Annotated in this window: 11 protein-coding genes and 1 pseudogene; 8 read left to right on the top strand and 4 right to left on the bottom strand. The window is 71.6% G+C overall.

Annotated features, from left to right (window positions below):
- Positions 1-21: 21 nt before the first annotated feature.
- Positions 22-876, bottom strand: coding sequence for a caspase domain-containing protein (locus tag OG373_RS39475; RefSeq protein WP_405443702.1), 855 nt, complete (start codon positions 874-876; stop codon positions 22-24).
- 190 nt (positions 877-1,066) lie between these two features.
- Between OG373_RS39475 and OG373_RS39470 the strand changes: the two genes are divergently transcribed.
- The 6 genes and pseudogenes from OG373_RS39470 to OG373_RS39445 all read left to right on the top strand — a co-directional run.
- On the top strand, positions 1,067-1,957 hold the full coding sequence (locus tag OG373_RS39470; RefSeq protein ID WP_405443701.1) for a DNA/RNA non-specific endonuclease: 891 nt from the start codon (positions 1,067-1,069) through the stop codon (positions 1,955-1,957).
- A 149-nt stretch (positions 1,958-2,106) separates the two neighbouring features.
- On the top strand, positions 2,107-6,426 hold the full coding sequence (locus tag OG373_RS39465) for an AAA family ATPase (protein WP_405443699.1): 4,320 nt from the start codon (positions 2,107-2,109) through the stop codon (positions 6,424-6,426).
- A gap of 6 nt (positions 6,427-6,432) precedes the next feature.
- A complete protein-coding gene (locus OG373_RS39460) occupies positions 6,433-7,593 on the top strand; it encodes a trypsin-like peptidase domain-containing protein (RefSeq protein WP_405443698.1) in 1,161 nt (386 codons plus the stop codon).
- 1 nt (position 7,594) lies between these two features.
- Positions 7,595-8,668, top strand: coding sequence for a trypsin-like serine peptidase (locus OG373_RS39455; RefSeq protein WP_405443697.1), 1,074 nt, complete (start codon positions 7,595-7,597; stop codon positions 8,666-8,668).
- A 479-nt stretch (positions 8,669-9,147) separates the two neighbouring features.
- Positions 9,148-10,251: a hypothetical protein gene (locus tag OG373_RS39450; RefSeq protein ID WP_405443696.1), complete on the top strand. Its 1,104-nt coding sequence runs from the start codon at positions 9,148-9,150 to the stop codon at positions 10,249-10,251.
- 26 nt (positions 10,252-10,277) lie between these two features.
- Positions 10,278-10,545, top strand: a pseudogene (locus tag OG373_RS39445) (IS5/IS1182 family transposase); the annotation flags it as partial.
- On the opposite strand, the gene OG373_RS39440 reads toward OG373_RS39445, so the two are convergent.
- Positions 10,494-11,048, bottom strand: coding sequence for a hypothetical protein (locus tag OG373_RS39440; RefSeq protein ID WP_405443695.1), 555 nt, complete (start codon positions 11,046-11,048; stop codon positions 10,494-10,496). The pseudogene OG373_RS39445 and the gene OG373_RS39440 overlap by 52 nt on opposite strands.
- A 139-nt stretch (positions 11,049-11,187) precedes the next feature.
- Positions 11,188-12,195, bottom strand: a complete 1,008-nt coding sequence (locus OG373_RS39435) for a 1-aminocyclopropane-1-carboxylate deaminase/D-cysteine desulfhydrase (protein WP_405443694.1) — start codon at positions 12,193-12,195, stop codon at positions 11,188-11,190.
- A 180-nt stretch (positions 12,196-12,375) separates the two neighbouring features.
- Between OG373_RS39435 and OG373_RS39430 the strand changes: the two genes are divergently transcribed.
- On the top strand, positions 12,376-12,867 hold the full coding sequence (locus OG373_RS39430) for an SRPBCC family protein (RefSeq protein ID WP_405443693.1): 492 nt from the start codon (positions 12,376-12,378) through the stop codon (positions 12,865-12,867).
- 289 nt (positions 12,868-13,156) lie between these two features.
- On the opposite strand, the gene OG373_RS39425 is transcribed toward OG373_RS39430, so the two are convergent.
- Entirely contained in the window at positions 13,157-13,315 is a 159-nt protein-coding gene (locus OG373_RS39425) for a hypothetical protein (protein ID WP_405443692.1), read from the bottom strand.
- Between the two features lie 551 nt (positions 13,316-13,866).
- On the opposite strand from OG373_RS39425, the gene OG373_RS39420 reads away from it, so the two are divergent.
- On the top strand, positions 13,867-14,265 hold the full coding sequence (locus tag OG373_RS39420) for a hypothetical protein (RefSeq protein WP_405443691.1): 399 nt from the start codon (positions 13,867-13,869) through the stop codon (positions 14,263-14,265).
- The last annotated feature ends 128 nt before the right edge of the window (positions 14,266-14,393 follow it).

Here is a 14,393-nt window from a genome sequence, read left to right as displayed (position 1 = left end):
TCGGTGGCCGGGCAGGGGCGCTCAGACCGTGAACGGCTTCTGCCGGAGGAAGTCCTCGGGCGGGTTGCCCGTCGTGTAGAAGTTCGGGCTCTGGATGGCGGGCATGCGCTTCTGGATGTCCCGGTGGAAGGTGCGGTAGTCGCCCCGGAAGGTGCCCTCCTTCCACACCTTGAGCAGCTGCGCGGTGAACAGTCCGTTCACGTCGCCGTCGGAGGCGACCTGGTTGTCCTGGCAGGCGGCGATGAGCACGGCGCCGGGGGTCGGGCGGCCACCGTTGCCGTTCCTGAGCTCGCGCTGGAGCCCCTCGTACAAGGCCCGGTCCCGCTCGAAGGCCTGCTGCTGCCTGTACAGCGGCATCATGCGGGAGGCGGCCTCCAGTCCGCCCGGGTCACTCGTCTGGAAGTGTGACTGCATGGCCTCGGGGGTCAGCAGCTCGTGCACGGACTCGATGGCGCTGCCGCTGTGACAGCAGTCGAGCAGGGCGACGATCCTGACGCCCTCCTCGAAGCGCTGGAACTCGCGGTACAGCTCGTCGTCGAGGAACTGGCGGTCGAAGAACACCAGCGTCTCGTCCTGCCGGTCGGGCTCGGCGTCCGATCCAGTGGTGTTGGGCATCTGGCCGCCGTGGCCCGAGTAGGTGAAGAGCAGGATGTCCCCGGCCTTGAGCCGTGCGGCCGCCGAGCGCAGCTCGCCGATGATGTTCTCCACCGTGCCGTCGCCGGTGAGGACGACCGTGTCTTCGAATCCCGCGGCGCGGCCGACCGCCGCCATGTCTCGGGCGTCGTTCTCGCAGGCCAGGAGTGTGCCGTCCCAGCCGTCGTAGGCAGCGGGATCGACCTTGTTCAAGCCGACGTGAAGGGAAAGTCCAGTGGGCACGGGGGCTCCTCGGGGGCGCGCCGGGCGGAGGGGGTCGGAGGATGGATTCCGCGGCCCGCCCCGTCCGAACCGGGGCGGGAGGGAAGCCGCCCGATCGGGCCTGCCGCGGGGTGACGGGAGGGTGGCCGCTGTTCGGGTGGCCCGTGACGCGCCCCCGTAAATGATCATCCCCGCGCGGTATTCCCATCGTATGAACGCAATTGAGACGCCGCCGGATCGTGCTGCGGGCACCGCGGCGCGCCCCGACGCCCTCGCCGACCGGACCGGCTACGACGAGGCCTTCCTGGGGCCCGTCGTCCCGCTGCCCGTCCCGGCCTCGGCCGCGGTCGACACCGTGGTCCTCCCCTACACCCACTTCACGGTCGTCCTGCGCCCCGACCGCAGGCTGGCCGCCTCCACCGCCGTCTGCATCGACGGCCAGAAGCTCCTGGAGGACGTACCCCGGGACGACGCCTGGACATTCGACCCCCGGGTGCCCGAGTCCCAGCAGGCCGGCAACGACGTCTACCGCGACAACCCCCTGGACCGCGGGCACCTGGTCCGCCGCCTGGACCCGGTCTGGGGTGCGGCGGCAGAGGCGGGCCGCGCGAACACGGACACGTTCCACTTCACCAATGCGGCCCCGCAGCAGGACGTCTTCAACCAGGGCAAGCAGCTGTGGCAGGGGCTGGAGAACCACCTGCTCGACCACGCGGCCCGGTTCGACCGCAAGCTGAGCGTCTTCACCGGCCCCGTCCTGCACGACTCCGACCCGCCCTACCGGGGCATTCAGGTGCCGCTGCGCTTCTGGAAAGTGGCCGCTTTCGTCCAGGGCGGGGCGCTGGCCTCGACCGCGTACATCCTCGACCAGAGCCCCGACCTCAGCCGGGACCGCGAGCGGGCGATGGCCGGCGCCAAGCCCGGCGACCCGCCCCCGCTGGGCGCGTACCGCACGTTCCAGGTGCCGGTGGCGGACATCGCGGAGCTGACCGGACTCGACCTCGGACCGCTGCCCGCGGCGGACCTCATGCCCCTGACGCGCGCGCCCGAGGAGCGCTGGCGGCGACTGGAGTCCTACGAGGACATGGTCCTGGGGAGCTGACCGGTGCGGGCCGCCCGCCACTGGGCGCGGCGGCCCGACTCCGCAGGGGCACCGGTCGCCGCGTTGCGGCCGGACAGGCCGAGTGAAACCATTGCAGGTATCAGGCAGTCCGTCATTACGCGCCGCTTCGGCGGGTGTGCAGGTGCGGTATGTCTCCCAAGGATACCGAGTGGGGCCTCGTCACCGAATGGGTGCGCGACCACCTCTTCATCACCGGTGAACCCCGTTCCCGGCTGGTGCAGTTCGGATTCACACCGGAGTTCGTGAGCAGGATCCCGCTCAACTACGTGAGCAGCGACAACGCCGTGGCCCTGGTCGAGGCCGTGCGGAACGACGGCATCGACGCCCAACTCCTGCTTCTCGAAACCCTCGTACGGCTCGACTCGCTGAGTTCGCTCCCGGTCGGCGTGGAGGTCCTGCGGCTCAAGTCCGAGCTGGTGCACGCCGCCCGGCTGCACATCTCGCCGCAGGACCATTTCCTCTCGACGGTGCTCGGGAACGGAACCGAGGTGTTCATCGACCGGGTGGACCTGAGGGAGAGGCTTCGCGAGTTCATCGAGGACCCCGACAAGACGGTCCTGGTGGTGGACGGGGAACCGGACAGCGGCCGCTCGTACACCTACCACCTGATCCGGCACATAGGCCTGCACTCCCGCTTCCGCCCGGTCCGGCTGACGCTGAACCGGGCCTCGACCGCGGAGCAGGTGATCCTCCGGCTCGCCGAGTTCGTCGGCGACCCGCACACGGCCCTCGCACCGTTGAATCCGACACAATTGAACGATCCACTGCCCGAGATGGAGGCGGCGCTCCACCGCATCGTCAGCCAGGCCACCGCCGCGAGCGGACAGTACTGGTTCGTCCTCGACGACTGCGACAAGCTCGACGTCAATTCCGACGTCTGGGACTGCATCGGCAAGCTGGCCCTGACCATCTATGAGCACAGGCCGGTACGGCCGGACGCCGCGCCCCGGCTCGTATTGCTCGGGTACTCGCCGACCATGCGCCAGCTTCCGTACGAGATCCGCAAGAACGAGGTCCGGGACATCGCGCGGAGACTCGGTCCGGAGGATCTGCGGCAGTTCTACCTGCAGTTCTTCACGGAGGCCGGGACGGAAGCGGCTGCGGCAGAAGCAGCGGCGACGGAATCGGCCTCGCCGGGCGGAACGGCGGACCCGGCCGCGGAGGACCCGGCCGCCTCCGACCTGACCGCCGCGGACCCGGCCGCCTCGGACCCCGCCGCCTCGGACCCGGCCGCCTCCGACCCGGCCGCGCCTCCGGGCGATCAGCGGCTGTCCGCCCTCGTGGAGGCCGCCGTCCCCGCGGTCCTGCAGGCCGGCGACGCCCCCGGCCCGGACAGCTACATGCGCAAGCTCTGCACGGCGGCGGAGGAGTCGGTGCGCCTCTACCGCTCCCTGGCCCCGGGCCAGGACTTCGGCGCTCTGCTGCGCGAGCGGCTGTGCGCCGCGGCGGCCTCCCCCGGCCCAGCACCCGTGTCGGACCTTCGCCGGGCCTACCGGGAAGCGGCCTCGCTGCTGTCCCGGTTCGACCCGGCGCAGCTGCGGCTGCCCGGCGAGGAGGAGCCCTCGGGGCGAGCCGCTCTGGAGCTGGTGCAGGACTGCCGGACCACCGGGGCGCGCAACAGCTGCACCTGGGTACTCAAGTCGCAGGTCCGCGACACGGCGCTGCGCGGCTTCGCCGGTCCTCAGCAGGCCCGCCGGGCCCTGACGGCCAACCTGGACCGGATGCCTCCCGGACCCGGACCCGAGCAGACCGTCCTGGCCTACCTCGGGGGCGATCTCCCGGACCTCGCCCGGCAGAATGCGGACGAGCTGCCGCACACCCTTCAGGCCGTCCTGTGGCTCGCCCAGATTCCCGGGATCACCGGCCTGCCCGAGACCGCAGCGGTCCAGGGGCTGCTGGAGCGGGCGCGGCTGCTGCAACCGCTGGAGCGGTTCGTACAGGGCCCCTTCCAGGGGCGCACCGACGAACTCGCCCAGCTGCGCGCGTACATCGGACTGCCCGTCGGCACCCTGCCGGAGCGGCTGCGGCAGATCCGCAGCGAGGTGTCCCGGGCGGGCGCCACGGAGCGGCCGGTACTCATCCACGGGCCCGGCGGCGTCGGCAAGAGCACCCTGCTCGCGAGGTTCCTCCTGGAGAGTCTGCACGACTCCCCCACCGGTTTCCCCTTCGCCTACATCGACTTCGAACGTCCCACGCTGTCGGTCCACGAACCGGCCACGTTGATCGCGGAGATGGCCCGGCAGCTCGGCATCCAGTACCCGCGGCAGCGCGCCGCCTTCGACGCCCTCGCCCACGAATGCGAGGCGGCGGCGGGCGTCCACCGCACCGCGGAGGACACGGTGGACGAGCTCTACGGACTCTCCACCACCCGGGCCACGATGGGACGGCTCTCCATGTCGGGGCTGCACGCGGTGGCCGCCGCCCGTGAGGGAGTCCTGGCGGCGCAGCTCGCGACCCTCGTCGTCGCCGCCGTGGGCGTCCCCGCGGCGGAGCAGCCGCCCCTGGTACTGGTGGTCGACTCCTTCGAGGAGGCCCAGTACAGCGGCTCCCCCGAGCTGGGCCGCATGTGGGGCGTGTGGGCGGGGCTCCAGAAGGTCCATCCACGGCTGCGGACCGTCGTCGCCGGGCGGCTGCTGGAGCGGCACCCGGCCCGGGCGGTGCAGCTGCTGGCCATCGAGCTGCGCGACCTCGACCACGAGGCCGCGGTGGCCCTGCTGGTGTCCTGCGGCGTCGCGGACAAGCGGCTGGCCGAGAAGCTCGCCGAGCGCGTGGGCGGGCACCCGCTGAGCCTGAAGCTGGCCGCGCGGGCGGCCGTGCAGGCGGCCGAGAACGACAGGAGCCGGGGCGACGGCGACGGGGTCCAGTCCCTGAACGCGCTGATCGAGAGCCTGCCGCGGCGACGCCGGCACTTCTTCCGCACGGTCGACCAGACAATCATCCAAGGGACCCTGTACGAGCGCCTCCTGGGCCACATCCGCGACCCGGAGGTCCGCTCGCTGGCTCAGGCGGGACTGGGGCTGCGGGCCATCACCCCGCGGCTGATCAGAGAGGTCCTCGCCGCGCCGTGCGGGCTCGTGGTGGAATCCGACGAGGAGGCCGAGCGCCTCTTCGAGCTGCTGTCCCGGCTCGACCTGGTGGAGTCCGCCGGTCCGGGATGCGTGTGCCACCGGTCCGACCTGCGGGCGATCATGCTACGGCTGGCCGACCGGGCCCGTACGGACCAGATGCGCGCGGTGGGGTGGCTGGCCGTCGCGTACTACGCGGCCCAGGACGGTACGGAGGCGCGCGCGGAGGAGATCTACCACCGGCTGCGGCTGAACGAGAGCCCCCGCGAGGTGGAGCTGCGCTGGGTGCCGGGAGTCGAGCGGTTGCTCGCCGGGGCCGAGCAGGACATGGCGGGACGGTCCGCCGCCTACCTCTCGGGGCGCCTCGGCGGCCACACCTCGGACGAGGTCATGGCGGAGGCGGACCAGGAGGACTGGGAACGCATCACGGCCCACGAGGTGGAGGGCCTGCTGTCCCAGGGGTACACCGACGCGGCCGCCGCCCGGCTCGAGGAGCGGCGGCCGTGGACCGCGGGCAGCCCGCTGCACCCCCTGTGGGCGGAGACCCTGGACCGGCTGGGGCGACGGCCGGAGGCCAGAGCGGCCGCCGAAGCAGCGGTACAGGGCGCCGACGAGGCCGGCTTCCCCGAGCTGCGGCTGGAACTACTCCTGCTGTCGGCCCGGCTCGCGGAGGCGGACGGCGACGTGAGCGAGGCGGACGAAGACCTCGCCGAGGCCGAGGAGGCCGCCACGAGCCTGGGGAGGGAGTTCGAGGCGCTGGGCGCCCTGCTGAGCCGTGCGCGGCTGGCGGCGGGCACCGAGGCGCACAAGCACGAAATCGACGGCAGGCTCGCCGAGCGGCTGCGGCGGCTGCCGGACGCCGAACTGTCCCGTCGGCCCGCGCTGGTGCGGGCCGCGGCCGCCGCGGTCTCCCGCGACCACCCCGGGGTCCTGGAACACACCCTGCACGTGGTGGGCCTCCCCGAGACCGAGGAGGCGGTCCTGGAGTACCTCGCGAAGGCCATCGACCATGTGGTGGCCGGCCGGCCCGAGCTGCGCGGCCCGCTCCTGGGCATGCTGAAGGACGCCGCCGGCCCGCCGGACGGGGCGCTCACCTCCGGCAGTACGCACACCGGGGTGCTGGGCATGCTGCGCACCGCGCGGGCGCGCGGCACGCTCGACCGGCTCGCGGGGAGCCTGCTGCACCTCGACGACCGCAGTGGCGAGCTCGCCTCGGGGGTGGCGGAGGCGATGGCCTCGGGTGCGCCCGCCGACGCCGGGCAGGCCACCCGTGCGGCCGAGCAGTACCTGGCACGGGGCCCGGCCGAGGGCGACCGGGCCGCGGAACGTCCCGCAGGAGGCTCCCCCACCCCCGTCGAAAGGAACGGCCACCGAGCGGCCTGATCGACCATGAGCGACCCGTATCTGTCCCAGGACGACGTCGTACGGCTGCGTGACACCGCGGTGGAATCGGATCTCGCCGATCCGGCCCGGCGCACCCTTCTGTTCGCGGGTGTCCTCCCGAAGTACCGCGGTTCGCTGCCGCTCCTCGCGGCGCCCGGCCCGCAGGTGCAGTCGGACCTCAACGAGATGAACCGCGTGGAACGGCTGATCGACGGCAGCGTGCCGCTCGCCAGGTGGCTCGCCAACGCCGCCGACCAGCTCACCGATGCCGCCGCCCGCGACGTGTTCCTGAAGGCCCTGGACCGGGTGTCGCGCGACGCCGCCGGAGAGCCCGATGTGGCGCCCGACGTGCCCACCGGAGAGACCAAGGAAGAGATCGTCTTCCGGGACGACACGGTCCCCTTCGAGTTCCTCGGCGGCGGCGCGCTGGCCGGTGCGTCGGTCGCGCGCGTCAAGGTGCTGCCGTACGAGGGGGGCGCGCTGCTCCGGCCGGTGGCGCTGCCGCACACCGGGACCGGCTGGCTCATCGCCCCCGGCCTGCTCGTCACCAACCACCACGTGGTCAACGCCCGCAAGCGCAGCGCCGGCGAGCAGCAGTCGGCGGACCCGACGGACCTGCGGCTCCAGGCGCAGGGGGCGCGCTGCCGCTTCGACTACGTCAGCGAGGACGATCCGACGGCCGAGGATGCCGCGGCGAGCGAACTCGCGGCCTGGGACGAGGAACTGGACTACGCGGTGCTGCGGCTGGCCGATACACGGCCTCGGCCCTTCCTCCGCGTCGCCACGCAGGCACTTGCCGTGCCCAAGGAAACGCCGGTGCCGGTCAACATCATCCAGCACCCGGGGGGCGAGCCGAAGCGGATCGCGCTGCGCAACAACCTCGCCTTCGACGCGGACGACCGGGACGTGCGGTACTTCACCGACACCCGGGGCGGCTCCTCCGGGTCCCCGGTGCTGACCGACGACTGGACCGTCGTCGCGTTGCACCGCGGCACGCGCCGGGTGTCCGACGTCAGTTTCCAGGGCAAGAGCACCGCCTTCGTGAACGTGGGCACGCAGCTGAGCGCCGTCATGGAGCACCTGCGCGAGCACAGCCCGCAGCTCCACGAGGAAATCGCGGCGGCCCAGTCGTCGTTGGCGCGGCAGGGACAGACACAGGAGGTGTGAGATGCGTGGCGGATCACCGGTGGCGACCGGACCCGAGCAGGTCTTCAGGGAGGACCTGATGGAGGTCGCCGCACGCGTACGCAAGGGACTGGAGGCGGAGATCTCCGAGTCCGCCGAGGAGCTCGCGCCCCGAGAGGAGACGGCAGGGCGGATCGGACGCGCCGCGCTGGAGGAGCGAGCCGGGGTGCTGGAGGCGGGGGTGCGCGGGCTGGAGAAGCTGGCGGCCGGCCGCGGCGGGGACGTGGACGAGGACGAGTACTTCGGGGTGGAGGCGATCGTCCTGCTCGAAGGCCGCCCGGCGATCCTGGTCCAGGGCCAGGACTTCACCTCGCCCCCGGGCGACTGGGCGCTGTTGGAGGGCCTGCGGCCGGGCATCCGCGAGTCGATCGCCCGGGTCGGCCGGGTGGAGGTCACCGGGCACGCGGAACTGGACTGGCTGGGCACGGGCTTCCTGGTCTCACCGTTCGCCGTGATGACCAACCGGCACGTAGCCGCCGAGTTCACGCGCGCGGACGGGGAGGGCGGGTTCACCTTCCGCCAGGGCATGGGCGCCCGCGTCGACACCGCCGAGGAGCTCGGCGCGGCGGCCGCCGACGACTCGTTCGAGTTCGAGGTCACCGAGGTGATCGGCATCCACCCGGACGTCGACATGGCACTGCTGAGGGTCTCCCCCTCGACGCGCGCCGGTGGCGTGCTGCCGACGCCGCTCGCGGTCGCGGGCGACGCTCCGCCGGAGCTGGCGGGGCGTCCCGTGTACGTGGTCGGCTATCCGGCGGCGGACGGCCGCCGCAACGAGCCGGAGGCCATGAGCCGGATCTTCATGGACATCTACAACGTGAAACGGCTCCAGCCGGGCACGGCGACGGGCCTGGTCCCGGACGGGGCCGGTTCCACGATGACGCACGACTGCTCGACCCTCGGCGGCAACAGCGGTTCACCGGTCTTCGACCTCGCCGACCACCGGGTGCTCGGCCTGCATTTCGGCGGCAGGTTCCGCTCCGGCAACTTCGCCGTACCGCTGTTCGAGCTGACCGACGACCCCCTGCTGGAGCGGGCGGAGGTCAACTGGGTGTGAGCGGGCGGCGGCGAGGGCGGCGCGGAGTGACTCCGCAACGCCCCTGCAGGGCGCTCGTACGGCATCACGGTTGAAGGAGAGGCCGTCCGAGTAGAGGAGGCCGGAGATGCTGGTGGAGGCGCTGGCGGCCCTGGCAATGGCCGGCGGCAGTGCGGTGGTTCAGGCTGCGGGGACCGATGCGTGGGCGGGGTTCCGGCAGGCGGTTGCACGCTGGTTCGGGCAGGGCGACGCCCAGCAGGAGCGGGCGGAACTGGAGCGGTTGGACAGGACCGTGACCTCCCTCCGGACGGCGGACCCGGCTCAGGCCGAGCGGGCGCGGATCAGTCAGGAAGCGTACTGGCAGGCACGGATGGAGGCCGTGCTGGAAAACCTGGACGAGGGAGAGCGCAGTGGTGCGGCCGACCAGCTGCGTGCCCTGCTTGCCCAACACGTCCCTGAGGTCCGGGTGACAGCCGGGCCGGGCGGGGTGGCCACCGTCGGTGGCATGGACGCCCAGGGAAGCCGACTGCTTCCAGGACCGTGCCACCGCCCGGGAGCTCGGTCATGGGGCGGACGGCAACGGGAGCGAGGCGCGCTACCAGGTACTCGTCGGCCTCGGCGGAGTCGGCAAGACCCAGCTCGCCGCCCACCACGCCCGCACTCTGTGGCAGACGGCGCAGCTGGACCTGCTGGTACGGGTCACCGCAGCCACCCGTGATGCGGTCGTCACCGGCTACGCCCAGGCGGCAGCCGAGATTCTCGGCGCGGACCCCGCCGGACCGGAGTCCGCCGCGCGCTCGTTCCTGGCCTGGCTGGAGCCCAAACCCGCCGGCGAGCGCCGCTGGCCGGTCGTCCTGGACGACCTCGCAGACCCTGCCGATCTGCGCAACCTGTGGCCTCCTGCCATCGACCACGGCCGCACCCTGGTCACCACCCGCCGCCGCGACGCCGCGCTGACCGGACACGGCCGACGACTGGTACCGATGGGCCTGTTCACCGAGGAGGAAGCAGCCGCCTACCTCACCACCTCCCTGGCTGCGCACGACCGCCACGAGCCCGCCGACCAGCTCCTCGGCCTTGCCGACGACCTCGGTCACCTGCCGCTGGCACTGTCTCAGGCCGTCGCCTACCTCACCGACGTCGATCTGGACTGTGCCACCTACCGACGCAGGCTGTGCGATCGCGCGCGCTCCCTGTCCGACGCGCTGCCCGACCCGTCCGGGTTGCCCGACGACCAGGCCACCAGCGTCGCCGCCGCTTGGTCCCTGTCAATCGAGTGCGCCGACCACCTCCCGCCGGCGGGGCTGGCCCGCCCCATGCTGCAGCTCGCCTCGATGCTCGACCCCAACGGCATCCCCATCGCCGTCCTGACCAGTCCGCCGGCGCTGGACCACCTCGCCCGGCACCGGAGTGCCGGCCCGGAGCACACAGGTGCCGTAGAGATCACGGCGCCGGACGCGACACAGGCGCTGCGTGCGCTGCACCGCCTCAGCCTGATCGACCACACCCCCGACAGCCCGCACCACACCGTCCGCGTCCACCAGCTCCTCCTTGCGGCTCTACCTCTACTGGCTCGAAGAACGCAGTCCTCCGGCCCCCACTGAGGCTCTGCCCAAGCTGTGACCGCGGCGCGATCCGGTCCCATATTCGTCGGCGCGGGATCCGGGCGTCGATCCCGCAGCCCGCCGACCAGGCGGCCAACCGCAAACGGCTCGGCAGCCGCGGCGGCAGACCGCCCGCCTTCGACCGCGAGGCCTACAAGCAACAGAGCACCGTGGAGCGCTGCATCAAACAAGCTCAAGCAATGGCGCGGCCCGGCCACCCGATACGGCAAGACCGCCACCCTCTACCCCGCCGGACTCCACCTCGCCGCCATCTTCATCTGGTCAGCGAAGTAATCCGCAGGAAACGGCCCAGGAGTGATGTGCGGGAGCGCTGGACGGGTCTGTGTGCCCGGGGAGCCTGTGTCAGTACGCGCCGAAGGACCAGAGGACCCCGCCCCGTCGCCGGACACGGCGATGAGGCCCAGTTCTTCGAGCAGGTCGAGGCCGTTGATGTACTCGCATGTGATGAAGCTGCGGACCCTCGTCCCTTTGAGCCCGGCCCGTACGAAGTCCCGGGCGGGGTCCGAGGCTGCGTCCCGGGCGTTCGTCCAGAATTGGGCGTCCGAGCCGTAGCGGTCCAGCAGGAACCGTGCGTCGGCCAGCAGGGCGTCGCGCTCCGGCCGGTTCCGAACGGGCCGGTCGTCGCCCCACTCCTCCACAATGACGGCGAGCGCGGTGACGGCACCCGCCGGCTCCAGCTCGTGGAGGCGGTCCCGGAACGCGGCGGCGGGCGGCGGCTCGAAGGGGTACGCCGGCACGGCGTAGCGGGCATCGTTGGTGACGTTCAGCGGGCCCAAAGTCCATGTTCAGGGGTCAGGAAGAGCCTTCGCTGAGTCGTGATGAACGTTTGATCCGGGTAAAGAGCGTCAGCGATACCCTTTAGGCGGATCAAAACAGCGGGATCAAAATGCGACGCGGACCCGCTCCTCAAGGACCTCAGAAGGCGTCCCGGGGGCCATGGGTATGGAGGAACAGGACAGGCCCGGTGCCCAGACGGCCGCCAGCTGCCATGGCGAGCAGGGCGGCTAACGCCTTCGCCGTGTATACGGGATCGAGCTCCATCAGCCCGCTCTCCGAGGCAAGGCGCTGCGCCCTCACGCCCGCCGCTGTGGTGTGCCCGTAGCCCGGTCCCAGCCAGTCCCGCACCATCGTCACCGCGTCCGGCACGATACGGGTCCGAGGATGGTTCGCGCCCCGCCTGCGCAGCAGACTCTCCGCCCGCTCGGCCAGAGCGACCACGGCCCGGTCATCCAGCCGCAGCGTGTCGTTGACGACCACGCCCACGACACGGGTACGCAGCCCGGCCAGCCTGAGGCCAAGAGCCAGCCCTGCGGCGGTACCCCCCGAGCCGACGGCGGTGACGATGTGCGAGGGTTCCGGCAGGGTTCCGTCCGCGACCTGTGCCGCGAGCTCGAGGGCCACCTCGGCGTAGCCGAGCGTGCCGATCGGCGCGGAACCGCCCGCCGGTAGGAAGTACGGCAGCTGCCGTCCCGTGGTATGGCGGAGGAAGAGCCACGGTGCGGCTGCGATGGTCCGGGCCTTCGTCCGGGTGAGGTGGAGGGTGGCGCCGGACCGCCGCAGCCGCTCCAAGTGCGCCCGGACGTGGTCGTTGACGGGCTGGTCGATCAGCGCGAGCGCGGTGGACAGACCGTGCTCGCGAGCGTAAAGGGCAGTTGCCAGACCCCAGTTCGTACCGAGACCGCCCACCGTCAAGATCGTGTGCTTCCCACTTCGCCGCACGTCGGGAAGGATCCACTCGAGCTTGCGGATCTTGTTGCCGCCCCACCCACCTGAGCCGAATCCGCTCTCGTCCTTGCACCACAGCGATACACCGTCCGCCATCCCGGTCAGCTCGCGCACGGGCGTCGGCCGGTCGCCGAGCGAGAGGTGCGGCAGTGAGGTGACCAACTGGGGAAACAACCGGTGCAGCAGGGGTCCGCTCATACCCGGGACTGCCCCTTCCTATCGATGGTTTCACGTGGCGTGGGCCCTGCCAGAGTAGTGAGTCGGCATCCCCCGCACCTCGCTACGCTTTACTTTACGGACACAGAATGCATTGCCCTCAGCCGCGGAGCACGACGAGCAGTACAAAAGCACGTTGTCCCAAAGGAAATGATGCGCGCCATGAAATACACCGTCTCCATCGAGATCGCCCTGCCGCGGGAGAAGGTGGTCCAGCTGCTCGCCGACCCGGCACACCTGCCGAAATGGTTGCGGGGCCTGGTGCTGCACGAGCCCCTGAGTGGGGAGCACGGGCGACTCGGCACCAAGTCGCGGGTCGTGATGCAGATGAGCCAGCGGAAGATCGAGTGCACCGAGACCGTCACACGCCGGGAACCGGCAGACCTGCGCGAGATCGCGAAGACGAGCGTTGTTCACTTCGACCGCGAGATCGTCGGCGAGGGCATGTGGAGCGCCGTGCGCGACCGGCTGACCGAAGCCGGCCCGGAAACGACGCTCTGGGAGAGCGAGAACGAATACCGGTTCAGCGGCTTTCTGATGAAGCTGGTGGGACTTCTGATGCCTGGCGCCTTCCGCAAGCAGTCGCAACAGCACATGCAGGACTTCAAGGCGTTCGCCGAGCAGGGAAAGGACGTCCGCGAGGCAACGGACTGATCTGCCGTAACTGGTCAAGCGTCTGACGGCGCGGCGTGTTGATCTTCCCTTCGTTCGTAGAGGACCGCTGGGGCAAGCTCCACCGAGATGACCGTTGCCGAAGGCGGCGAGGCCAGCACGCCCGCTCCCGCCGTTGCATCGGATGCAACATCGTGGCGTCAGATCGAACCCGCCCCAGGCCAAAGCCCCTCACCTCACCTCACCTGAACGAGCCACCCGCCCACACCGCACGACCAGGGCAGAGCGTGCTCCATCAGGAAGCGGAATGATGCACCCAGCACCACACCGCCTACTTGGAGTCGTGTGCCTCGGCGAGGGGGACCATGTGGTGGATGTCGAGGCCGGCCGGGCCCTGGACCAGGACGTCGTCGTAGTAGGAGTGCCAGACGCCCCCGGTGATGGTGCAGCCGGCTCCCACGGTCGAGGCCTCAAGCGCCTCGGCGATCAACACGTCATTGTGGGCGGTGCAGCCGTTCTTGCGACCCGGCGGCCATCCCCGTCCGACCCGGCCGAGTCGTGCAGCCCGCCCCTCTCCGGCCGGGCCGCGCTGGGGGCGGGACCGACGAGCAGGCCGTCCGCACCGAGCCGACGCCGACACCGACGGTCAAGCGGTTATGGCGAGGTTGAGTGCCGGCCCCTTCCCTGTCCGCTCTCGCGACCAGCGCGGACGGTGCGGGAGCAGCAGCGCACTCCACCGCACCTACTCGGCCGGGCGGTCGGAAGCGAGGCGGGGACCCGCTGACAGCGCGCTGCGCTGCTGACGGACCCTTTGATGCTGGCCCACCTCACCCACGACCCGCAGGCCATCGCCTCCGCCACCGCCGACACCACCGCCCGCCCCACCACCACGGCGTATGCGCGTCAGCAGCTCGCCGGGCCACTGCACGACGCCGTCCTCGCCCACCCCGACCTCTGCCCCACCGCCCGGCCGTCCTCGGCTCCGCCGGGCGGGCGTGGCTCCAGCACGTCACCCTGCACGACCCCGTCGCGGACACCGTCATGGCCCCGGCCGACGACGGAACCGACCCCCGCCACCACCTCGACGACGCCCAGTGGATCACCACCTACGCCACCTACGCCATCGCCCGCACCATCGGCGTCTACGGACGAGACGAAACCGCCGACACCTCACCCAGATCCGGAACGCCGACTTCCTCCCCCACCTCACCCAGTAGACCCGCAGACACGGCTGCCACCGGCCAGACGCCCAAGGCACAGGTCCGCGCAACGGATCCCGCCTTGGCGGTGCCACTCCGACACCGGCCCCACCGCGTAGCCGTGCTCGGCGCACCAGGAGACGGGGACCACGCCGCCGCAGTCGTGGCGCTTGCACACGCACCCCTCGACCGGCCCGGCATGGGCGACGCCGTGGCGTACCGGCCCTCCTCGTGCACCTGACGCGGCGGCGCCGCGCAAACCGGCCGGCCGGGCCGGCGTGAGGCGCAGGCCTCCCGAGCCCGACCGGAACCGATCGATCACCCGTACCTCGCCGAGGACGGCAAGGGGCGGTGTCCCGGGCGTGGCCA

It is taken from the genome of Streptomyces avidinii, assembly GCF_045161815.1.
GTDB classification, from domain to species: domain Bacteria; phylum Actinomycetota; class Actinomycetes; order Streptomycetales; family Streptomycetaceae; genus Streptomyces; species Streptomyces avidinii.
This window is presented reverse-complemented; position numbering and strand designations above follow the sequence as displayed.